Raw genomic sequence first — 23,278 nt, 5'->3', positions numbered from 1 at the left:
TTAATAATGCTGAGCTGTTAACGATACTTCTCAATCAATTGCTCAAGGAAAGGTACTAGTTCATCTTTCATTTCAGAGCGCATGGCATATTCCACCGTTGTCTTCACAAAACCAAATTTATCACCGACGTCATAACGATCACCTTCAAAATTATAGGCGTAAACCGCTGTCTTCTCATTGACCCGCTGAATAGCGTCCGTGAGCTGGATTTCTCCGCCGGCACCGATATTCTGCTCTTCCAGATAAGTGAAAATATCAGGCGTTAAAACATAGCGTCCCATAATCGCCAGGGTCGATTCGGTTGAACCGGCTTTCGGCTTTTCAATCAAATTGTTGATTTCATACAGCCGCCCGTTCTGTGATTTTGATTCGATGATACCGTAGCGTTCTGTTTCATGGGCTTCCACGGTCTTTGCCCCGATGACTGACGTCCCGGTTTGTTCATAGACTTCAACCAGTTGTTTAATAGCGGGCTTTTCAGCGTCAACGATATCATCCCCGAGCAGCACCGCAAACGGTTCGTCACCGATGAACTGCTTCGCTGTCCAGATGGCATGTCCGAGACCTTGCGGTGACTTCTGACGCACGTAGAAGATATTAGCCAGATTAGTAGAATGCTGCACTTTCTCCAGTAAATCCGTCTTATGCTTCTCCTTGAGATTTAACTCCAGTTCCAGCTGAGAATCAAAGTGATCTTCAATGGCTCGTTTATGTTTCCCGGTAATAATAATAATGTCTTCAATTCCTGCGGCTGCAGCTTCTTCAACGATATACTGAATCGTCGGTTTATCGAGAATAGGAAGCATTTCTTTCGGCATTGCCTTTGTGGCCGGTAAGAATCTTGAACCGATTCCTGCTGCAGGTATAACAGCTTTTTTCACTTTTTTCATATAATCTCCTTGCAAATGATGCTTTTAGCAATATTTTACCAATGATATAGCACAGTGGAAAATTTTATTCAGATTTCGGCTGGTCTTTCACTACCTTCTGAGCCTGCAGCTGAATATCCTGGCGATGCTTATAAAAATTAGTGACAATTGTTTTTAATACCGCATACGTCGGAACAGCGATTAAAATCGCAAAGAACCCTCCAAGATTGCCGGCCGCCAGTATGACAGTAATGACTGTCAGCGGATGGATGTTCAGCGATTTACCCATAATGTTCGGAGTAATTACATTACCTTCGAGCTGCTGAGCGACAAACATGATAATACCGACGTAGACGACCATGATCGGATCTTGAATCAATGCGATGACAAGTGCCGGTATTATCGCAAGATAAGGGCCAAGAAACGGGATCAGGTTTGTGACCATGCCCCATAGTGCAAGTACTAATGCATAATCAAGACCGATAATCAAATAGCCGATTAACAGCAGTGACCCTAAAATAGCACTGACTGTGACCTGTCCCTGAATATAGCTCTTCAGCGTCTTGTCGATATCCTTGAATAAATCAACGACAAACTTCTTCCGACTTCCGGAAAAAGGAGAAGCAATGAACGGGATAAATCTGTCGTGATCTTTCAGCATGTAGATCAGGAAAAATGGTACAAGTATTAACAGGAACAGCGTAGAGATGAATTTAGTAATATAGACTACAGCATTCGATAATAAGGCACCTGTATACGTATTAATTTTTTGAATACCATTGTTGATACTGTCCTTGACCCCTGCCGGCAGCTTTTCACGCTGATCGAGCGCATAGCTGATGTACGCCTCAAAATCATGCTGAATCTGCGGCAGATTATCGATAAATGAGTTGACCTGGCCGACGAGTATCGGCCCGACGATTGACACAAAGCTGGTTACTATAAGCAGCAGCAGAAAAATAATGATAATCAGACTGCCCCATCTCGGAACCCGTTTCTTCTCGAGAAAGGTCTGAAGTGGTACGGTGACATAATAAAGAAATCCACCTAGTAATAACGGTAGTGCTATTGAATTGACGATGACAATAATAGGGTAAAAAATGTGGTTGATCTCAAGAAAATACTTAATTAGCAGAAACGCGAGCAAAAGCCCTATCGCTACTCTGACCCAAACTTTATTTAACATATATACCTCCTCGTTTCAAGTTCTTCTCTATTATACCCAAATATGATAGAAATATCGGAGTGATATCCATTGAAACCAAAGAATTGATTTTATATTGTGTTACAATAGTAAAAAAACTTCGAGGTGACTACTGTCTATGTTTCAACAAGGGCTCGTCAATCCACATGAACTAGTAAGTAAGCATTTAAACCGCACGGTCAAATTCGGTATCTACTTGCCGAAGAACTATACATCGCTGTATAAGCATCATGTCATCATTACATTTGACGGCCAGGATTTCAGCCAGCTCGGACAGCTTCACCGCTGCTATGAGAAACTGTATGCAGCTGATGAAATAGAACGCGCCATTATCATCTACGTCCATTATCCTGACGTTCAGACACGGAAGCGGGAATATCATCCTGACAGTCCGGACAAGCAGCACATGATTAAATTTATCACGAATGAACTGATGCCGTACATCGACCAGAACTTTGCAACGTTGAAAACAGGAAACGCACGGTTAGTGATGGGTGACAGTCTCGCTGCGAGTATTTCACTGTCACTGGTGCTTTCCTATCCGCTCAATTTCTCACGGGCACTGCTGCTGAGCCCGATGATCACCGCAACCATTAATGAGGAGCTTGCCATCGCCAATACATCAAACATCGATTTGTACCATGTCATCGGCCTAGAAGAAAACTCCTTTAAATTGATGACAGGTGAAGAAGCAGACTTTCTGACACCGAACCAGGCCTTCCATGACCAGTTGATTTCATTAGGCGTGACGACTTATTACGAAGAGCTTGACGGCGGTCATACATGGAAGACATGGAAACCGCAACTTGAACTAGTGCTAAAGTATTTTTTATCGAAATAATTTGTTATAATTAATTGAATTCAACAAAGGGAGGCATTCACATGAAATTAGGTATCGTTATTTTTCCATCGAAGGGGTTCCAGGATAAAGTTAATTCATACCGCAAACGTTATGACTCACACTATGCTTTAATTCCACCGCATATTACGCTGAAAGATGCGTTTGAAGTGGCAGAGGATGACGTTAAAAATGTAACAGCTAAATTAACAGAAGTCGCGGCTGAAGTTGAGCCGGTTGAAATTGAAGTGACAAAAGTATCAAGCTTTGCCCCGACTAAAAATATCATTTTCTTTAAAGTGGTAAGCAGTGAAGGTCTGACAAAGATTTATGAAGTATTAAATGATGGTTCTTTTTACGGAAAGAATGCTCACCCTTTCGTGCCGCATTTCACTATCGGCCAAGGTTTCTCAAGCCAGGAGTTTGAAGATGTATATGGTCAGCTGAAAATGGCCGGTATCGATCATAAAGAAACAGTGGATAAAATCAGCTTATGCTACCAGCTCGACAATGGCACATGGAACGTGCTTGAAACGTTTAAATTAGGTAACTAACAGGCGGCAACTCTTCCGCAGAGAAACAAAACGGGGACACAGTGATATCCCCGCTTTGTTTTTATAGTAATAGATATAACTGAAGCATCTACACAAAAAACGGAAATTCCTACTGGAATTTCCGTTTTTTGTGACATAAGTTTAACCTAAAATATGATAGCCCGCATCAACGTGGATATTTTCACCTGTGACACCGCTTGACAAGTCGCTCAATAAGTAAGCCGCTGTCTTACCAACTTCAATGATATCGACATTACGTTTTAACGGCGCTCTCTCTTCCACTTCTTTCAAAATGATGTTCAGGCCGCCTACCCCTTTAGCACTCAATGTACGAATCGGTCCGGCCGATACAGCATTGACACGGATACCTTCTGCGCCAAGATCCTGCGCCAAATATTTTACACTTGCTTCAAGCGATGCTTTCGCGACACCCATGATATTATAGTTAGGAACAGCAAATTCACCACCGATATAAGTCGTCGTCACGATGCTGCCGTTTTCTGCCATCACTTTTTTAGCTTCTCTTGCAACAATGGTCAGTGAATAAGAGCTGATATCATGTGCCAGCAGGAAGCCGTCTCTTGATGTATCAGAGAATCTACCTCTTAAATCTTCAGTATTAGCGAATGCGATAGAATGGAAGACGCCATTAATCTTACCGCACTGCGCTCCGATTTCCTTGAACGCCTGAATCACCGCTTCATCTTCCTGAACATCACATTGAATCAGCAATGCATCCTGGTTATTCTTCAAGCTCGGCAGCAGCTTTTCAAGTTCATTGCGGCTCCGGTCCTTACGATAAGTAAAGACGACTTTTGCGCCGGCTTCATCCAATACTTGTGCAACACCAAACCCGATACTTCTTTTATTAGCAACGCCCATAATGACATATGCCTGACCTTCTAAGTTTAACATGCTATCCCTCACTATTATTATAAGTTATTAGTACCTGTTACTAATTTATAGTTTTTAATCTTTAAATGCAAGAAAAAACAGGTCGCCCTGTTTTTCATGCCTATATCAGTTCAAGTTCACGCTTTAATTCATCGACATAACCGCGTGAGCCGGTCACAATGAGCCGGTCTTTAAAGTGCAGCTCTGTATCGCCGTGAGGTACAATCGAATCTTTTCCGCGCAGCAGTCTGACGAAAATAATATCGCCGCTGAACGGAAAATCACGCAGCATCATCTCATGATAGCGCGTATTCAGCATCTCGATCTCATAAAGTGACGTTTCAACGTTCGATAACAGATTCAGCATGTTCGGTGATTCAATCAATCCTTTAAGCAGTGTCTTCGTGCTCTGGAACTCGCTGAACAGCTCAATGCCTGCCTGTGCCAGCTCCTCGTCATCACCGGTGTTCTCAATGCGGCAGATGACGCGGTTGACACCGTTCTGCTTCGTCATCAGAGCGACATCTCTGTTGATCTGCTCATCATTCGCTGAACAGACGACGATATCGAACGTAAAGAGACCGAGCCGGTTCAGCGTCTCATAGTCATAACGGTCAAGCTCAATCGCCTCAATATCTTCAAGCATCCGATTGTCTGAATGGTCCCTGCGGTAGAACAAAGTCGGCTGGTAAAGCTCAGATTTAATGCTCTGTGCTACCGGTATCGACATCTGATTTTTACCGATGAATGCGATTCTTATCACTTTCTCTTCAGACAGCTGCACCGGGAACAATTTCTTAAAGAAAATCGGCACGATAACACATGTAATGATTGCGCTTAAAATAAAAGTGCCTGACAGTACGTTGCTGATAGTGCCGAGCTGTTCTGCAAGCTTCGCTGAGACGATGACTAGAGACAGTGTAGATGTCAGCAGAAACGACGAGGCGATGACCGTCTTTTTGTCATACCATTTCATCAGTATAAGCATCGGGAACACTTTGGACAGGAAGAACACAATGAACAGCAGCGGAATCAAGATAAGTACTGACGGATCGTGCAGCAGTTCTCTAATATTCAGTTCAACGCCCACCATGATGAAAAATATAGGGATAAAGAAGCCGTAGCCGAACGAATCCAGTTTATTGACAAGGTCCTGGTCCGGTCCGATTAAGCTGACGACAACACCCGCTAAAAAAGCACCTAAAATATTTTCAGCGCCTACTCCTTCAGCAAGCGCAACAAGCAGGATAATGAGCGCGAAGATGGCACGAATACCAATCTGAGTGGTCCCTTCCATCATTTTCTTCAGAAATGATGATTTCTTGAAGTAACCGCCCATTATATAGAACAGTACAGTGAACACGACTAACGTCCCAATCAGCCATATCGGTGAATCCCCCTTCGCATGCATTGTGCCGTAAACCGTCAACAGCAGCATTGTCGCAAGATCGGCGATGACTGCTACAAGAAGAATAATCTGACCGATAGACGTACGGAGAAGATTCATTTCCTTTAACGTCGGCATGACAACACCGAGCGAAATCGTTGATACGATGATAATCATCAATAGTACATCATCGACTAGACCAGTCCACTTAAATAAATAAGCAGCCAGCACAGACAGCACAACGATTCCCATAAAAATGCCGGTCGTTAAATACAGTCGGTTCGGTTCATTAGCCGGTTCATTATTTTCACTTTTTTTCTTCGTCTTGAATGCCGAAAAATCAATCTCAAGGCCACTTAGAAACATCAGAAAGATGATTCCAAGCGTCGATAGTATATTTAATACTTCTGTAGGCTGCACAATATTCAGGACAGATTTTCCGATGAGAATCCCCATCAGTATTTCTGCGACTACAACAGGCAGAAAATTCAGATGAAGTCGTTTGACGAGTATCGGGGTGATTAATGCAGTGATTACAATAATAACAAGTGCTGGTAAATGATGTTCCATAAATCCCCCTATGATAAGTAGCTCATAAATGTTGTGGCCAGTCCGAAATAGATGAGCATACTGATAATATCATTGATCGTTGAAATAAACGGTCCACTTGCCACCGCGGGATCAATGTTAATACGGTGCATGATAATTGGAACTAAAGCACCGGCAAGTGTCGCGACAGTCATCGCAATCGTTAAACTGACTGCTACGATGACTGCGAGGACAGGCTTTTTATAGACGATACAGATAATAGCGAATAATAGGAATGCACAGCTGAAACCGGTCAATAGACCTGAGCCCGCTTCCCTTATAGCCAGCTTGACCTTGTTCTGTCCTTCTATTTCTCCGGTAGAGATCCCGCGGACAACGACAGCGAGGCTTTGTGTGCCGGAATTTCCGGCCATCCCGCCGATTATAGGAATAAAAGCCGCCAGCAGTGCTACATGCTCGAGCGTCTCTTGAAAGCTTCCAAGAATTGTTGCTGTTCCCATTCCCATGATTGTCAGTGCGGCAAGCCAGGGCAGCCGTTTCTTCGCTGTATCAAATACAGAGTCATCAATGGAGTCAATATCACTGACACCGGCAAGTTTGGAGTAATCCTCACTTGCCTCTTCATCGATAACGTCAACGATATCATCAATCGTGATGATACCGAGCAGATGGTTCTGGTAATCTACTACCGGCAGTGCCAGTAAGTCGTAGTCTCTTACGACCATAGCGACGTCTTCCTGGTCATCAGCAACATTTACACTGATAACCCGTTCATTCATCACGTCTTCAATATAAGCGTCATTCTCCGCCACGATTAAATCTCTTAAAGAGATGACACCGACCAGCTGATTGCGGTCATTCACGATAAAAATATAGTAAATCGTTTCAGCGCTCGGTGCCTGCTCCTTCAACTGCAGCATCGCTTCACGCACAGTCATCAATGATGAAACGGAAATGTATTCGGTCGTCATCAGACCCCCGGCCGTATCCTCCTCATAATGCAGCAAGGCTTTCACTTCTCCCGCCGCTTCTTTATCCATCAACAGAAGCAGGCCGGCGATTTTGGCTTTCGGCAGCTCATTTAAAATATCCACTGCGTTGTCATAGGACATTTCACTTAACATCTGACTTGCAAAGATGGCATCCATCGTCTCAAATACTTGGTCATAGTTCTCTAGTTCTGTCTGCTCTACAAATTCAGCCACTTCCTGCGGAGACAGCATCTGGTAGATGATGCTCCGTTTATTTTCATCCGATTCTGTGAAGTACTCCCCTTGTTCATAAATGTGCAGCGCAAGGAAGACTTCTCTAAATCGATCAATATGATGATGTTCAAGCAATTCATCGAGTAATTCTTTATCGTATAATTGCTCTTCTAATTCTTCTGCCATGCGCTCACCTCCTAAAAAATACAATTCATTATAACATAGGTATCAGGCTTCTCAAATCCTCCGGCGGGGCATCCTGAAGAATAATAGACACCTCTGTAAAAGGATGGACAAATTCTATCTGGAAGGCATGCAGCGCCTGCCTTGCAAGCCGTGTGTCATGACCATAAAGAGTATCTCCGGCAAGCGGATGGCCGATCGCCTGAAAATGCACACGAATTTGATGTGTCCGACCGGTATGCAGCTTGACCAGAGCCACACTATAATCATTGCTTCGATGAAGCGCAATGAAAGTTGTGAGCGCCTGCTTGCCGTCTGCTGTAATATGCCGTTCAATAATAGAGTCGCTCTTTCTGCCGATCGGATAATCAATCATTCCTGCTGCCGGGATTTTACCGCACGCTGCACAGAGATACGTCTTCGTTATACTGTCCGTCATCAGATGATGAATCAATTGATGTTTGGCAAACACGACGATTCCACTTGTATTGCGGTCCAGCCGCGTCACAATATGAGGTATACCTGTTTCCTTGTTCTCTATGAAGTGATGCAGCGTGCGTTCGAGCAGGCTATCATGCGGATGCAGCTGAGAAGGCATCGTGCTGATACCCGCTGGTTTTGAGACGACACACAAATAATTATCTTCATATATAATAGTCAACCGACCGGCACTCGGCCTCAAACTTCTGCTCGGCTGTTCAGCCGGAAGACAGACGGTCACCTGCTCGCCTGGAGCCAGCATATAGCGTACAGTGACCGGCACTTCATTCACAAGTAAAGCGCCATTCTGTTTAATGGCGCTCAAACTTTTCTTTGATATATTCTGCCGCTGCAAAAAGTCCCGGAGCAGCATTTGCGCGTCAGCTGTGTAAGTAATCTTCATCATTCACTCGCAATAAAGGAGTCATGGACGCGTTTCCAGAACGGGAACGGTCTGAATCTCGCGAACTTGATCTTTTCATCAGCTACCCGGTACTGAATGGATGAGATGCCTTGATGATCACTTGCAATATGGTCAATCGTCAGCTGCAGCATGCCCCGGTTGACCGGCGTCACATGGATGGTATGATGCTTCGGCAGCACAAGCGGTGAGCCGACTGTCCTGAACACCCGGTTATTAATCGAAGCGATCTCCGCCATCTGCATCGCCTCAAGCGACGGATGAATCAAGGCACCGCCGAGCGCCTTGTTATAGGCGGTCGAACCGCTCGGTGTCGACATACAGAGGCCGTCGCCCCTGAAGCGTTCGAACTGTTCACCGCGAATATCTACATCAACGACGAGCGTCGCGCCGTTATGCGTCTTGATCGTCGCTTCATTTAAAGCTAAATAGCGGGATTCTCTTCCGCCGTTCGTATAGCGGACAATCACTTCAATCAGCGGATATTCAATGCGCTGAATCGGTTCGTTGTTGATGGCGATGATCAACCGTTCGACTTCATGAGGCAGCCAGTCCGCATAGAAGCCGAGATGACCGGTATGCACACCGACAAAACTGCAGTCATCAAGCCGGTGACTATATGTATGGAAAGCCTGAAGCAACGTCCCGTCACCACCGACAGAGATGACAATATCAGGTTCATCGTCATCTTGTATCATCTTGAAGTCTTTCATATAACTTTTCATCTTCTGTGTCAATGCATTACTTTTTGAATCCCCTTTAGAAAGAATCGCATATTTCAGCTGACTCACCCCTATCTTAGTTCACTTCGCTGTTCTGTATAATATTTCTGCGCCTCTTTAATCTCTTCACGTATTTCAGACATCTCTTCATCCAATAAATAAGCGGCCTCTGCCGCACGTTCCAGCCTGTGCTGGATTTCCGGCGGATAATCACCATCATATTTATAGCGCAGCGTATGTTCAATCGTTGCCCAGAAATTCATCGCCAGCGTTCTAATCTGAATTTCAGCAAGAATAAAGCGCTGGCCGTCCAACGTTTCAATCGGATATTTGACGATGACGTGATAAGAGCGGTAACCACTCTCTTTCGTATCTTTAATGTAGTCACGTTCTTCGACAACTTCAAAATCTTTTCTGTTTTTCAGCAGTTCAACGACAATATCGATATCATCTACAAACTGACACATCATGCGCAGCCCGGCGATATCGTACATTTCCTCTGACAGCTTATCAAACTGGATACCTCTTTGATTCGCTTTTTCAATGATGCTCGGTATCGGTTTCACTCTACCCGTCACAAATTCAATGGGTGAAGATTTACCTTCCCCTTCATACTGCTTACGAATCCCCTTCAACTTAATCTTCAGTTCATCAATCGCCTGTTTATAAGGTGCTAAAAATATATCCCATTGATTCATCTGTCTCACCTCTGTTTTTACAGTTCAAAGACTTCTTCCACGCGCTCAACAAAAGGCTTCCCGTAGTTATGGTTTCCTTCAATATTATCAAGCAGCATAGTGAATTCTTCACTGAAATATTCGAGCTCAATTGTACCGTATAAATACCATTTCTTCTCTTTGTATTCGTTCATCATCCGCCATGTCTCCTCGACGAACCTCAAATGATGGTAAACATCACCATCATCCAGCAAATAGACAAATTGAAAATGATCGCTATCTGTCAGCAGCTGCCCCGCAGGCGTCACAGCCAGCTGTTCTTCCTCTGTAAATACATGGACAGAGTCGTCCACCAATTTAATTTCATTGACATGTAAATTCATAACAATCTCTCCCTTAACATAGATATTTTAACACAAAATAAAAGTAAGTCGTACTATAGCTTATCCCTTTACTTCATTTATATTGTCAGGGATAATTCTTGTATGGAGGGGATTGCTTTGGAAGAACTAGAAATTGAATTCAAAAATTTACTGGACTATGAAACTTTCGCAAAACTCCGGGATTCTCTGTTCAAGGACATTGAACCTGTCACTCATACGAATTTTTATATCGATACACCGGATCATCAGTTCATCGACCAGAAGATTGCCCTGCGAATAAGAGATAGTAAAGGCCGTCAGATGATGACGCTTAAAATCCCTCAGGAGATCGGCGTGATGGAGTATCACGGAGAAGTAGCGGATCATCTGCTGGACGACCAATATATTCCGCCGGCTGCCCTTCCTTCGAATATTCATGACCAGCTGACGACATATCCCATTGATTTGTCACGGCTGCTGATTGTCGGTGCCTTATCGACTGAACGAAGAGAGACACCTTATGACAGTGGTCTGCTTGTGCTGGATGCAAGCTGTTACCTTGATTGTGAAGATTACGAAGTGGAATTTGAAGCGCAGGACTACGAGAGTGGTCATGAGCAGTTCGAACAGTTTCTTATAGACTATGCGGTCCCCAAAAAAACTGCCATGAATAAAGTTCAGCGGTTCTATACGAGACGCAGCGAACTGATAGGCAAATAACTTTAATAATATAACCAACATGATATATTTAATAAAAAGGTGATCACATTGACAAGCCCTTATGAAGCAATCGGACAGGAAAAATTATATGCGGTGATTGACCGTTTCTATGATTATGTCAAGGCGGACGACCGCATCAACCATCTCTTTCCTGCCGAGCTGAATGAAACAGCACGTAAGCAGAAACAGTTTTTAACGCAATTTCTTGGAGGCCCGTCTCTTTATACTGAAGAACATGGTCATCCGATGCTGCGCATGCGGCATCTGCCCTTTCAAATAACGCCGGCCGCACGCGATGCGTGGCTTGAGAACATGCACAGGGCACTCGATGACTTTGAAATTGATGAGCCAGTAAAGAACTATATCTTTGAACGTCTGTCATTGACTGCGACACATATGGTAAACACTGAATAAAATTGTAGGTGAAAGCATGAAACATTTACAGGTCATTCATAATGAAAAGTGTCTCTCCCTTCAGCCGGTGAAGAAGGTAGAAATATATTCATTTTTTGATCCGTTCTGCAAAGACTGCTGGGAATTGAAAGCAGTGCTGCGCAAACTTCAAATTGAATACAGCCAGTATGTTGAGATTAAGCAAATACTGCTGCCCACGCTGCGAGTGCTGACAAAGTGCCAGGCACAGAGCACAACAGAAGATGATAATATCGCCCTTGCCTATAAAGCAGCAGAATTACAGGGCAGGAAAAAAGCTGGAATGTTTCTGCGCTTCGTGCAGAATGAAATTATGCCGAAACAGGATATCATTACCCGTGAACTCATCATGGACTGCGCACAAAAGGCACGGCTTGATATCGAGACATTTCAGACTGACATTAAAAGCGTTCATGTCACAAATTCACTGAAAGTGGATCAGCATATTTCAAGGGAAATGGAAGTCACGATGTCGCCGACACTTGTGTTCTTTAATGAGAATTTTGAAGACGACGGCCTTAAAGTCGAGGGAATACAGCAGTACGCGATTTATACTTATATTATTAACGAAATGATCAGCCATACGATAGAGAAAGAACTGCCGCCGAAGATCGATGAATATATCATTGAGAATGAACTGGTAAGTGAAAGCGAGTTAGAGATTATCTATGAATGGCCTAAAAATGTACTGTCACGGGAACTGAAGAAATTGAAGCTGATGAACAAAATAGAGGCAGTGACCTATCATACCGGTCAGTACTGGCGCAAAAAAGAGGCCATGTAACGACACGGCCGCATAAAAAAACGGGTTATCACTTGAACCGACCCCTGTCTTTGAGACAAAATAAAAAAACACTCTTATTCTATTCATAATAAAATGAATGGAATAAGAGTGTTTTTTATTATATTATGTCAGTCATTATTAAAAATTAAAAAATACCGTGTCTGATTACACGGTATTTAAACAAAGGGGATGGGAGAAATTTTCACTCAAACAAAGGGGTATGTTTGGTTTGTGATAAATTTCATGTTTGTATAATATCATGAATATATAGGCCATTCAACCTTTAAAGCCCGATTTCACAATTCTGACATAATGAAAACGCATTCTCTGTTTTTAGCGTGCTGCTTTGATCAAGCGCTCGAATTCATTCAGTCGTTCTTCGAAAACTTGACATGCTTTTTCTATCGGTTCGCTCGTTGTCATATCTACGCCTGCTTTTTTCAGTACTTCTATCGGATAGTCAGAGCTGCCTGCTTTCAGGAACGAATTGATATAGCGGTCAACAGCCGGTTGACCTTCCTTCAGAATCTGATCGCTTAATGCAAGTGCCGCACTGTAGCCTGTCGCATACTGATAGACATAATAATTATAGTAGAAATGCGGGATTCTGCTCCACTCACTCTGGATGTAGTCATCATGCACCACGGCATCGCCATAATACGTTCTGTTCAGTTCAAGATATTCTTTATTCAGGCGTTCTGCAGTCAATGGTTCATTGTTCTGGGCGAGTGTATGAATTAAATGTTCAAACTCAGCGAACATCGTCTGTCTGAACACTGTGCCCCGGAAGCCTTCCAGCTGATAATTCAGCAGATAGAGTTTTTTCTTCTCATCATTGAGTGTATGGTACATATGATGCGCGAGCAGTGCTTCATTACAAGTTGAAGCCACTTCTGCGACGAATATTGAATAGCCTGACATATTTGACGGCTGATTCCGGCGCGAGAAGTAGCTGTGCGCTGAATGACCGAATTCATGAGTCAGTGTAAATGTATTGTTGACGTTATTTGTCCAGTTCATCAGAATGTAAGGGTTAGTGCCATAAGTCCCTGAAGAGTATGCACCGCTTCTCTTTCCTTTGTTCTCATAAACATCGACCCAGCGGTTATTGAATCCTTCTTCGATGACTTCGGTGTATTCCTCGCCCATCGGCTTCAGAGAATTGAGCACCCACTCTTTTGCCTGGTCATATGTCACTTCAAACTTCTCATCCTGGACAAGTGATGTATACATATCATACATTTTCATATCATCGAGTCCGAGCAGTTCTTTCCGCAGCGCCGTATAACGATGCAGCAGTGGAAGATGGTCATGGATGGTCTTGATTAAGTTGTCATAGACCGCTTCAGGAATATCGTTATTCGCCAGCGCCTGCTGACGTGGTGACGCATAGCCTCTCACCTTACTGGAAAACACTGCGGCCTTCACTTTGCCGGCAAGTGTCTGAGCAAGGGTATTTTTGAACTGTCCGTAGTTGCGGTATATCTCCTTATAGGCATTCTCTCTCAGCACTCTGTCACTTGATTCCAGATACTGCACGTATGTTCCTTGAGACAACGGATGCAGCTTGCCGTCTTTATCTGCAATATCATTGAACGCAAGGTCTGCATTATTGAACATGCCGAAGACATTGCTCGGGGTGCTGAGTGCTTCCCCTGCTTCTGCCAGCAGCTTCTCCTCTTTATCGGACAATACATGCGCTCGCTTCTTATTGATGCGTTCAAGATCGAACTTGAAGCGCTGCAGCCCTGCGTTCTCTGCTACAAACTGGTTGAGCTGCTCTTCGCTGATGGTCATCAGCTCCGGCATCATGAAGCTCCATGCGCTGCCGAACTGTGCAGCAAGTGCCGCTGCACGCTGCTCCATTGCTGTATATGTATCGTTTGATGTATCCTGGTCATGCTTTAAGTGCGCATAGACATATACTTTGCCGAGTTTCTCATCAATTTCTGTTTCCAGCAGTAAGCCGTTTAATAACTGCTGAGCGCTTTGTGCAAGCGTTCCTTTCACTTCCTCCTCACGTCCAAGATAACTTTCCACTTCTTTGAACGCTTCTTCAAATGCAGCATCGCTCGGAAAAATCTTTGTTAAATCCCATGTGTTTTCTTCAAGTTGTTGTTCACGTGTTATCATTTCAGCCATCATTGCCTCCCAAAAGATTGATTGCTATAATTTTCTCATTTTTCAATTAAATTTGCACGTATAAGTTCCTGACCGCTTCGCGATATTCCTGAAGTAATTGTTTGGTGAGCTGTTCATGATCAAGGTCACTGGCATAATAGACAAAGAAATCAAGCTCCTCCTTAAACTTCTGCATGGTGAACTCATCGCGGATCACCAACAGCCGCAGCCGGCTCTGCCACTGAATAGGATGTGTTCTGATATAAAACTGACTGGGCACAATGATTCCCAGCTCTTCGGGCAGCTGCTGCCAGTTGATTCTCAGCTGGTACAAGGCGCTGAGCGTCGGTTCAAGGACGCTTTTTTTGCTCTGACAGCGGCGGATATAGCTGTCACGAGCGCTCTCACTGATCAGCAGGCACTGGGACGATGACGGACCGTCATGAATATTCATCAATTCATTGACCGCCGTTATTTGCTGACGCTTATACATGACTGCCATGCTTTCTGTAAGACCTGTCAATTGATAGCGATAAAATTTGTTCTTGCCGGCATCATAAGTGATCAGCCGGCGCATTGATGCATTAACCATGCTCCTCTGAAAGAGCGTCAGCTTGAGTGCCTGTCCTTCTTTCTTCAATGATTCCTCAGCGGCAATCCAGATGACGTCCATTCCAATTCTCCGGTAGCCGTAAGTCCGCTCTATCAGTGTCGTGACCGGAATAACAGACAGCTGGATCTCGAGTGCCATTTTATTGTTCACAAGTATATCCGGAATCTGTTCAATGTCATGTAAGTAATACTCCATGGCGACATGTTCATGCTGCGCCAGCCGGTAAAGTTCATGTTTGCCGGCTAAATGTGCCGCTGATTCCTGTTTATAAGTAGATTTGAAACAGTCCTGTATACGCTGATGAGAGAAGTGCGGGATTTTATAGCGGCCTTTCTTTAATATAACCGGGCTCAGACAGACAGGACACTTGAACCCTTTCCCTGCTGCCCTGTCTGCTGACACATAGTGTCCTTCATCATTCACAGCAATAAGCACAAAAACACCTCCTACTTTATAATCGCAGGAAGTGTTGATTTGCTTTATTAAGTTTATATAAACTTCATTAATTCGCTTTGAAGTAGCGTTTCACCTGATGACGGACGTTATGGCTCATAACGACTTTCCCATACTCTTCAAGCCAGGCATGACTCACTTTCGTATGATCTGCATATTCAAAGACATGGGCGACGTAGCCGTCAATAATATCGAACGGTGTGCTCTTATCGAACTGCACGTAGTAATAATACTTGCCGTCTTGCATATAAAGCAGGTCCTCGAAATCCACCTGTTCAAACTCATGAGAATGACTGAACTGTATCACTGTCTCAAGATCACTGAACTGTACGAGAATATCATCACTGAACAGCGGCTTCTGCTCATTCTGTTCACCGGTCAAAAGGTTCGTCAGATCATGATCATTTTCTATCGCTTTATTCAGAAACTCATTGACTTGATATTCCAGCCGGTCGTCCGATTCTTCTTCAGGTAAATGCATAAATTCATCGTTGCGGGACTTTGTCACTACAAACTCGATTCCTTTATCAAACGCGTGCACTTGAATCCAGAGAGGCCCTTCAATGACAAACTCTTCTTCCTGGTTCACTTCTTCCATCATAGACCAGAAGAATTCTTCACCCTTTTTGCGGTTCGTCCATAGCTCGTCTTGTTTGAACCCCCGCTCTTCAAGGTCAGTATATGTTAAATAAAATTTGATGGTTACATCATTAATGCGTTCTATTCTCATTATGTATCCCTCCATCTCTGAATGAATAGTAATCTCATTGTATTATAACGGAAGGAAAAAACATAGTAATTTGATTACACCAATCACGAAAAACAGCTGTCGCAGGCGACAGCTGTTTTTCGTGATTAATCCACCATTCGTTGTGCTTCAAGCAGTTGGAATGTACGAACTTTACGTGGAAGAAAACGACGGATTTCATCTTCGTTATAACCCACCTGCAGACGTTTCTCATCCAGAATGATCGGACGGCGTAAGAGCCCCGGGTGCTGCTGAATGATTTCATATAAGTCCTGTAATGGCATTGCATCAATATCGATATTTAATTTTTGGAAGGTTTTAGAACGTGTAGAAATGATTTCGTCTGTTCCATCTTCAGTCATGCGTAAAATCGCTTTAATTTCATCAATTGTTAAGTTATCAGAAAAAATATTGCGCTCCGTATACGGAATATCATGTTCTTGTAACCATGCTTTCGCTTTACGGCAAGATGTGCAACTTGGTGAAGTAAATAATGTTACCATACATCTCACTCTCCTATTTGTATATGTAGTCTGTCAATTGTCTCATGTATCAGCAGTTAGTTAAATATTCCCTCTCCTGCTTCATATAAACGTCAAGATAGCAAGAAATCGATATCAACCTCTGTTGTACTGATAATATTATTATAAATTCATAACATTAAAATTAAATGAGAAACAATGAAGAATTTCAAATAATTTGAATTTCTTTCTAAGCTGTAGTCATCAAGCAGTTCTTAACACAGCTTCATTTTAACCTTGAATGAAATAGTGTACAATAGTAAATATAAATTTTGGAGGACAGACGATGAAAACTTTATTCTCAGGCATTCAGCCGAGCGGTGTTCCGACTATCGGAAACTACATCGGTGCATTAAAACAATTTGTTGATATTCAAAATGATTATGACTGCTATTTCTGTATAGTTGACCAGCATGCGATCACTGTGCCACAGGACAAGGCGGCGCTCAGAAAAAATATCCGGTCACTCGCTGCTTTGTACCTTGCAAGCGGACTCGATCCTGATAAGATCACGCTCTTCATACAATCAGAGGTGCCGGCTCACGCACAGGCCGGATGGATGCTGACGACTATTTCCACTATCGGTGAACTGGAACGTATGACACAGTTCAAGGATAAAGCGAAAGACCGTAAAGAAGGCATTCCTGCAGGACTCTTAACTTATCCGCCGCTGATGGCTGCAGACATTCTCCTGTACAGCACTGACCTTGTGCCAGTCGGCGAAGATCAGAAGCAGCACCTTGAGTTGACACGTGACCTGGCTGCCCGCTTTAATCAGCGCTATAACGACATTTTCACGATGCCGGAAATCAGAATGCCGAAAGTTGGCGGCCGCGTCATGAGTCTGCAGGAACCGACTAAAAAAATGAGCAAATCTGATACCAATACAAAAGGTTTTATCTCACTGCTTGATACCCCGTCTGCAGTTGCAAAGAAAATCAAAAGTGCTGTCACGGATTCTGATGGCACAGTGAAATATGACAAAGAACATAAACCCGGCGTCTCCAACCTGCTCAGCATTTATTCTATTATTACCGAGACACCGATCAGCGACCTTGAAGCGAAATACGACGGAAAAGGTTACGGTGAATTTAAATCAGATCTAGCTGACGTCATGGTCCAGTTTATCACTCAGTTCCAGGAGAAATATAACTATTACATGGAATCGGCAGAGCTGGATGCGATACTTGACCGTGGTGCTGAGAAAGCTTCTTTAAAAGCAAGTAAAATGCTGAAGAAGATGGAGAACGCGATGGGACTTGGACGCAAGAGAAAATAATATTGTATTGATAGATTATATGTAATAATTCTTTACAGCAAATTTTTATAGTCAATGAGAACATAAATTAATATATTTTTAGAAACTATTTAATGATTGATTAAAAATGCTTTTATAGAAGTAACACCTTAAGTTTAGTAATGAAGAAGTTTCTTAAGACAGATTTCTTTATTACCATTTTATCAAGAGTATAAATAAAATTTATGAATAAAATTATATATTATATTGTCATTTTATATTATACTATTTTTTAGGAGGTGTTTTTAATGGTTAAAAAATTAATTAAACCGTTACTTTTGTTATTAGTACTAAGTTTAGCAATTGGATTTAACGTTGAAGGAAATTTTGCAAGTGCTTCTGATAGTATAAAAAAAGTAAGTAGAACTGTAGGAACCCATACTTTTACTAATTCTAAATCTTTTAAAGTTAAAGGTGGAAAAATTACTGCAAGCACTAAAATCACTTATACTGTTAAAAAATCTAAAGGTCCTGTCAAAGTTAGTAAAGTAGTAATGAAAATTAATAACAATTCAAGTCAATCTCCTTATGTTCCAGAGTTCTACATTGATCGTCGTAGTAGTAACAAAGTAGCACGTTACGGTTCTCAAGTAATAATTGGTCCGCATAAATCACAAACATTTACATGGAATGCTAATGCAAGCGATGCTCAGTCAGTAAATTTATACGTTGTAAGTTCCCTAGCTTTAAATGAAAGAATAAAACTTATTACAAGCTTTTATTAAAATATTCTACTTTATTTATGAAAAAACACACTAAATTTTATAATTAAACAAGACGATAAAAATGTTTTGAACATTTTTATCGTCTTGTTTAATTAATTAGAAAAATTCCCTTTATTATTAACCTTAAAATAATAATATATTATTCATTTCATTTCGAATAATACACCTCAAAGTAAGTAATTTAATACAAACTTTGAGGTTAATATATACAATATTATTTTTTATCTTTGCCTTCAATGTATGTTTCTTTAAGTGTAGTGTCTCCAGCAAACATGTGCGTTACATAATTTTTAATGTATCCTTGTCGTAGACGAGAAATTCCTCGTTGATAAACTGGCGCGATATAAGCGTCTTCTAAGAACATAGATTCTGCACTCTGCATTGTTTTCCAACGTTCTTCAGGTTTTTCTAACAACGGTCCTTTGGCATCCTTAATCATTTGATCATACTTATCATTTGAATAACCGGTCTGGTTATGAGGACCATCTGTTACAAACATATCTAAAAATGTCATTGGATCTGGATAGTCAGGACCCCAGCCTGCCATAGAAATATCGTAGTCGCCTTTTGATTCTAAAGCTAATTTCTGTTTAAATGGTTGCTGTTTAATCTTAAGCTCTACACCGGGTAGATTACTTTCAACTTGTTCTTTAATATATTCAGCATCTTTCTTTGAAACATCTGTATCATAAGTTAAGAATTGAATTTCGAATTTATCTTTACCTAATTCATCTTTTGCTTTCTCTAAATATTTCTTAGCTTCAGCTGCATCATAATTAAGTGGAGATTTAACACCATCAATATAATCTTTACCATCCGGTCCTTTAACGAACTCTTTAGGCATTAATGTATCTACAGGAATAGATCCATTGTTCAATAAGTTCTTTACATATTTATCTTTGTCGTAAGATTTAGCAATTGCTAAACGTAAGTTCTTATTTTTAAGATCTTTATTTTTAGTTGTATTGATACGTAAGAAGAATGTTGTTGCTTCTTTTTCTGTCACAAAGTTTTTATCGTTTTTATATTTATCGACATTTTCTGGTGTTAAAATGACAGAATCAATTTTACCTGTATTGTACAGATTTAAAGCAGTTTGATTTTCTTTGACGACTTGGTAGTTAACTTGATCTAATTTAACTTTATCTTTATCCCAGTACTCATCATTTTTCTTAAGAACGAATTTTTTCTCAGTTTCCCAAGAATCTAATTTAAAAGGTCCGTTTGATAAAGTATTTTCAGCAGTAGTTCCGTATTTATCGCCTTTTTCTTTAACGAACTTTTCGTTCTGAGGCATAAATGTACCGAATGCCAGCATTTCTTGGAAGTAAGGAACGTTAGTTTCTAATTGAATTTCTAATGTATGATCATCGACCGCTTTAACTCCTAATTCTTCAGGCTTCATTTTACCTTCATTGACAGCTGTGGCATTTTTGATATCAGACATGATATATGCATATTCCGCACCAGTCTTAGGATTTAAAGTACGACGCCATGCATAGACAAAGTCATTAGCAGTTACAGGATCTCCATTTGACCATTTCGCGTCGTCACGAAGTTTAATAGTCCATGTTTTGCCGTCTTTAGACTTTTCAGGATCTCCTTCAGCGACACCTGGGACAGCTTTATCATTTTTATCTAATGTATAAAGCCCTTCTAAAGTTTGGTTGAAAACATCGAATGACACTTGGTCAGTTGCTAATGATGAATCCATAGATGGAATATCAGATGTAGAAGCAAAATTTAATACTTGCTCTTCTCCACCAGATTTACTAGCAGTCCCTGATCCGCTTTTAGAGTCTTTGTCATCTCCGCCACCTGAACAAGCTGCTGTAAAACCAGATACTGCGATTAATGATGCTAAAAATAACGTACTCTTCTTCTTCATACTGTAATTGCCCCCCAACGTTTTCTAAAATCACTCTGCAAATTTTCAGAAGATTTGTATTAATTATATTTTATAAATATGAGCTTAGCAATAGTTTTTTATACATTTATCAATTATTTTGAATATTTTATAATTTTATATTCATGCATTAAAGCATTGAATTATAATAACTTATCTCATAACTATTCAATTTATTAATATTAATATGTTTTATTCATTATAGTCATTAATTTTTATATAGTCATGCTTATAACCTTAAAAAAGACTGACCTTTTACTAGGTCAGTCTGATTAAAAGATTATACATTTACATAACTATGATTATAATGTGCTTTCATAGTTTCGTATTCTTTTGGCGAACAGTAAACATAATGGTCAGGTGCTACTTCACGAAGCTCCAGGACATCATGCGCAGTGTATGCATGAACATCCAGATTATACGTTCTTCTGACACGTGAGCGCTCTGATTCTGGATCAGGTAGCGGAATTGCAGATAACAATGACTTTGTATATTCGTGCAATGGATTGTTGTAAATAGCATCTGCCGGTCCGATTTCAACAAGTTTGCCAAAATACATAACACCAATTCGATCTGAGATATACTTAACCATTGATAAATCATGAGCAATAAATAAAAATGTCAGTCCGCGTTCTCTTTGTAAACGTAACATCAAATTGACAACTTGAGCCTGAATAGAAACGTCCAAGGCTGATATTGGCTCATCCGCAATAATGAATTCCGGTTCTACGGCAAGTGCACGTGCAATACCAATACGCTGACGCTGACCTCCAGAAAATTCATGTGGATAACGGTTGGCATGCTCTTTAGACAATCCTACTGTCTCAAGCAGTTCATAGACGCGGTTAGCTCTATCCTGCTTATTAGCAGCAAGCTTATGAATATCAATACCTTCTGCAACAATATCCATAACTTTCAGACGAGGATTCAACGATGCATAGGGATCCTGGAAAATCATCTGCATACGTCGATTGAATTTCAACAAATCTTTTTTGTTTTTAATTGACTGAATATCAGTTCCATCAAAGATAACTTTGCCGTCTGTAGCGTTATATAATTTAATCAATGTTCGACCCGTAGTAGACTTACCACAACCAGATTCCCCTACAAGACCTAATGTTTCTCCACGATAAATATTAAACGTAATATCGTCGATCGCTCTTACTTCATTTGATTTTCCTTTGTTAAAATATTGCTTTAAGTTATAAACTTCAATTAATTTCTCTTTGCCTTCTCCATATGAAGCATAGCCAGTACTTTGTTTTTCAGCTTCTGAAAGTTGTGTCTTATTTAGTTCACGATTACTATATTGGGAGGCATTTTCAGTAATTAATGACTCATCGACTGCAGTTGGTCCCTCTTCTATTGTATGTGCCTGATTTTTAAGTAGTACACTTTGTGTGTCGTCTTTAATCTTTTCAGATGGACTACTGCTGTGCACATGATTACTTTCATTATGTGTAAAAGTTTGATTAGTCTCATTAACGACATGAACATTCTTATTATCAGTATTGTTATGTACTCTGTGATCTCTCATTAAAAGCTAACCCCCTCTACTTGTCTTGGCTGAGCAAATTGACCTGGCAGATCACGCTGCTTCATCTTAACCATTTCAGGTATTTCTACTTTAGGAGCTTGGGGATCCATCAGCCATGACTTTACAAAATGCGTCTTCGATACTTGATACCACGGTGGCTCCTGTTCAAAGTCAATCTGCAGAGCATATTCAGAACGGCGAGCAAAAGCATCTCCGACTGGTGGCTTAATTAAGTCCGGTGGTGTCCCAGGAATTGCACGAAGTTCGATATCCTGAGCAGTATCAAGACTTGGCATAGAAGATAATAGGCCCCATGTATATGGATGTTTCGGATCATAGAAAATTTCATCAACTGTTCCTGTTTCAACAATTTGACCACCATACATAACAGCGACTCTGTCAGCGACATTAGCTACAACACCTAAGTCGTGGGTAATGAAAATAATAGATGTATCAATCTTCTTCTGCAAGTCTTTCATAAGTTCAAGAATCTGAGCCTGAATCGTTACATCAAGTGCTGTTGTCGGTTCATCTGCAATAAGAACTTTCGGATCACAAGCAAGCGCCGTCGCGATAACTATACGCTGACGTTGACCCCCTGAGAATTGGTGAGGATAATTGTTGAATCGACCTTCTGGATTTGGCAATCCCACAAGACGAAGAATATCAAGTGCGCGTGCTTTAGCATTTGCTTTAGACAGCTTTTGGTGTTTAATTAAAGGCTCCATAACCTGCTTACCAATCTTCATTGTTGGATTAAGTGAGGTCATCGGATCCTGGAAAATCATTGAGATGTCCCGTCCACGAACTTTCTGCATCTCTTTCTCAGAGAGTTTTGCTAAATCTTTACCATCAAATAAAATCTGTCCTTCTTTAATACGGCTCGGCGGCGTTGGTAACAGGCGCATAATCGCTTTAATCGTTACCGATTTACCTGAACCAGACTCTCCAACTATAGCAAGCGTTTCTGCTTTGTCCAGGTGAAAATCGACACCTCGGACTGCCTGAACTTCCCCCGCATTGATATCGAAGGAAACTTTGAGGTTTCTTACTTCTAAAATTCTTTCAGCCATTTA

At 41.4% G+C, this 23,278-nt stretch carries 23 protein-coding genes; 7 read left to right on the top strand and 16 right to left on the bottom strand.

The genetic code is table 11. The features are described 5' to 3' along the window. Positions 1–17: 17 nt before the first annotated feature. Both galU and KFV11_RS03635 read right to left on the bottom strand, forming a co-directional pair. Complete coding sequence (galU, locus tag KFV11_RS03640) at positions 18–890, bottom strand: UTP--glucose-1-phosphate uridylyltransferase GalU (protein ID WP_149458157.1); 873 nt, start codon at positions 888–890, stop codon at positions 18–20. Positions 891–954: 64 nt separating this feature from the next. Beyond that, positions 955–2,055 (bottom strand): AI-2E family transporter, encoded by a 1,101-nt coding sequence (locus tag KFV11_RS03635; RefSeq protein WP_254250374.1) that lies wholly within the window; start codon positions 2,053–2,055, stop codon positions 955–957. A 136-nt stretch (positions 2,056–2,191) separates the two neighbouring features. Here KFV11_RS03635 and KFV11_RS03630 point away from each other — a divergent pair, with 136 nt between their 5' ends. Then, the gene (locus KFV11_RS03630; protein WP_254250373.1) at positions 2,192–2,914 is read left to right on the top strand and encodes an alpha/beta hydrolase; all 723 of its coding nucleotides are present in this window, start codon (positions 2,192–2,194) and stop codon (positions 2,912–2,914) included. A 41-nt stretch (positions 2,915–2,955) separates the two neighbouring features. Beyond that, positions 2,956–3,465: a YjcG family protein gene (locus tag KFV11_RS03625; RefSeq protein WP_149458154.1), complete on the top strand. Its 510-nt coding sequence runs from the start codon at positions 2,956–2,958 to the stop codon at positions 3,463–3,465. A 141-nt stretch (positions 3,466–3,606) separates the two neighbouring features. Here KFV11_RS03625 and fabI read toward each other — a convergent pair whose 3' ends face one another. The 7 genes from fabI to KFV11_RS03590 all read right to left on the bottom strand — a co-directional run bounded on the left by fabI (position 3,607) and on the right by KFV11_RS03590 (position 10,366). After that, positions 3,607–4,380, bottom strand: coding sequence for an enoyl-ACP reductase FabI (gene fabI, locus KFV11_RS03620; protein WP_149458153.1), 774 nt, complete (start codon positions 4,378–4,380; stop codon positions 3,607–3,609). 100 nt (positions 4,381–4,480) lie between these two features. After that, a complete protein-coding gene (locus tag KFV11_RS03615) occupies positions 4,481–6,316 on the bottom strand; it encodes a monovalent cation:proton antiporter family protein (protein WP_149458152.1) in 1,836 nt (611 codons plus the stop codon). An 8-nt stretch (positions 6,317–6,324) separates the two neighbouring features. Further along, positions 6,325–7,686 carry a magnesium transporter gene (gene mgtE, locus KFV11_RS03610; RefSeq protein ID WP_254250372.1) on the bottom strand — a complete coding sequence of 454 codons (1,362 nt, stop codon included), beginning with the start codon at positions 7,684–7,686 and terminating at the stop codon, positions 6,325–6,327. Positions 7,687–7,714: 28 nt separating this feature from the next. After that, on the bottom strand, positions 7,715–8,566 hold the full coding sequence (locus tag KFV11_RS03605) for an RluA family pseudouridine synthase (protein WP_254250371.1): 852 nt from the start codon (positions 8,564–8,566) through the stop codon (positions 7,715–7,717). Further along, a complete protein-coding gene (locus KFV11_RS03600; protein WP_149458343.1) occupies positions 8,566–9,366 on the bottom strand; it encodes an NAD kinase in 801 nt (266 codons plus the stop codon). Before KFV11_RS03600 ends, KFV11_RS03605 begins: the two co-directional genes overlap by 1 nt. Positions 9,367–9,377: 11 nt before the next feature. Continuing rightward, positions 9,378–10,004 carry a GTP diphosphokinase gene (yjbM, locus tag KFV11_RS03595; protein WP_254250370.1) on the bottom strand — a complete coding sequence of 209 codons (627 nt, stop codon included), beginning with the start codon at positions 10,002–10,004 and terminating at the stop codon, positions 9,378–9,380. A gap of 17 nt (positions 10,005–10,021) precedes the next feature. Further along, positions 10,022–10,366: a UPF0738 family protein gene (locus tag KFV11_RS03590; protein ID WP_149458148.1), complete on the bottom strand. Its 345-nt coding sequence runs from the start codon at positions 10,364–10,366 to the stop codon at positions 10,022–10,024. Positions 10,367–10,483: 117 nt separating this feature from the next. Here KFV11_RS03590 and KFV11_RS03585 point away from each other — a divergent pair, with 117 nt between their 5' ends. Genes KFV11_RS03585 through KFV11_RS03575 form a run of 3 tightly spaced genes read left to right on the top strand, consistent with a single transcriptional unit; the run spans position 10,484 to position 12,281 of the window. Then, positions 10,484–11,065, top strand: a complete 582-nt coding sequence (locus KFV11_RS03585; protein ID WP_170234500.1) for a CYTH domain-containing protein — start codon at positions 10,484–10,486, stop codon at positions 11,063–11,065. A 48-nt stretch (positions 11,066–11,113) separates the two neighbouring features. Beyond that, the gene (locus KFV11_RS03580; RefSeq protein WP_149458146.1) at positions 11,114–11,479 is read left to right on the top strand and encodes a globin domain-containing protein; all 366 of its coding nucleotides are present in this window, start codon (positions 11,114–11,116) and stop codon (positions 11,477–11,479) included. 16 nt (positions 11,480–11,495) lie between these two features. Beyond that, positions 11,496–12,281 carry a DsbA family protein gene (locus KFV11_RS03575; RefSeq protein WP_254250369.1) on the top strand — a complete coding sequence of 262 codons (786 nt, stop codon included), beginning with the start codon at positions 11,496–11,498 and terminating at the stop codon, positions 12,279–12,281. Positions 12,282–12,614: 333 nt separating this feature from the next. Here the strand turns inward: KFV11_RS03575 and pepF are convergent, their stop codons facing one another. The 4 genes from pepF to spxA form a co-directional block, all read right to left on the bottom strand. After that, positions 12,615–14,423 (bottom strand): oligoendopeptidase F, encoded by a 1,809-nt coding sequence (gene pepF, locus KFV11_RS03570; RefSeq protein ID WP_254250368.1) that lies wholly within the window; start codon positions 14,421–14,423, stop codon positions 12,615–12,617. A 46-nt stretch (positions 14,424–14,469) separates the two neighbouring features. Beyond that, a complete protein-coding gene (locus KFV11_RS03565; protein ID WP_254250367.1) occupies positions 14,470–15,450 on the bottom strand; it encodes a competence protein CoiA in 981 nt (326 codons plus the stop codon). Between the two features lie 67 nt (positions 15,451–15,517). Next, positions 15,518–16,198 (bottom strand): adaptor protein MecA, encoded by a 681-nt coding sequence (gene mecA / locus KFV11_RS03560; protein WP_254250366.1) that lies wholly within the window; start codon positions 16,196–16,198, stop codon positions 15,518–15,520. A gap of 125 nt (positions 16,199–16,323) precedes the next feature. After that, complete coding sequence (gene spxA, locus KFV11_RS03555; RefSeq protein ID WP_133443350.1) at positions 16,324–16,719, bottom strand: transcriptional regulator SpxA; 396 nt, start codon at positions 16,717–16,719, stop codon at positions 16,324–16,326. A gap of 304 nt (positions 16,720–17,023) precedes the next feature. Between spxA and trpS the strand changes: the two genes are divergently transcribed. After that, positions 17,024–18,016, top strand: a complete 993-nt coding sequence (trpS, locus tag KFV11_RS03550; protein ID WP_254250365.1) for a tryptophan--tRNA ligase — start codon at positions 17,024–17,026, stop codon at positions 18,014–18,016. A gap of 266 nt (positions 18,017–18,282) precedes the next feature. Beyond that, positions 18,283–18,759: a hypothetical protein gene (locus tag KFV11_RS03545; RefSeq protein WP_254250364.1), complete on the top strand. Its 477-nt coding sequence runs from the start codon at positions 18,283–18,285 to the stop codon at positions 18,757–18,759. 214 nt (positions 18,760–18,973) lie between these two features. Here the strand turns inward: KFV11_RS03545 and KFV11_RS03540 are convergent, their stop codons facing one another. The 3 genes from KFV11_RS03540 to KFV11_RS03530 all read right to left on the bottom strand — a co-directional run bounded on the left by KFV11_RS03540 (position 18,974) and on the right by KFV11_RS03530 (position 23,275). Next, the gene (locus tag KFV11_RS03540; RefSeq protein ID WP_254250363.1) at positions 18,974–20,647 is read right to left on the bottom strand and encodes a peptide ABC transporter substrate-binding protein; all 1,674 of its coding nucleotides are present in this window, start codon (positions 20,645–20,647) and stop codon (positions 18,974–18,976) included. Between the two features lie 298 nt (positions 20,648–20,945). Next, positions 20,946–21,881 carry an ABC transporter ATP-binding protein gene (locus KFV11_RS03535; RefSeq protein ID WP_254250583.1) on the bottom strand — a complete coding sequence of 312 codons (936 nt, stop codon included), beginning with the start codon at positions 21,879–21,881 and terminating at the stop codon, positions 20,946–20,948. Positions 21,882–22,201: 320 nt separating this feature from the next. Then, positions 22,202–23,275 (bottom strand): ABC transporter ATP-binding protein, encoded by a 1,074-nt coding sequence (locus tag KFV11_RS03530; RefSeq protein ID WP_254250362.1) that lies wholly within the window; start codon positions 23,273–23,275, stop codon positions 22,202–22,204. Positions 23,276–23,278: the final 3 nt, after the last annotated feature.

This window comes from Macrococcus equipercicus (genome assembly GCF_024205945.1).
GTDB lineage: Bacteria > Bacillota > Bacilli > Staphylococcales > Staphylococcaceae > Macrococcus > Macrococcus equipercicus.
This window is presented reverse-complemented; position numbering and strand designations above follow the sequence as displayed.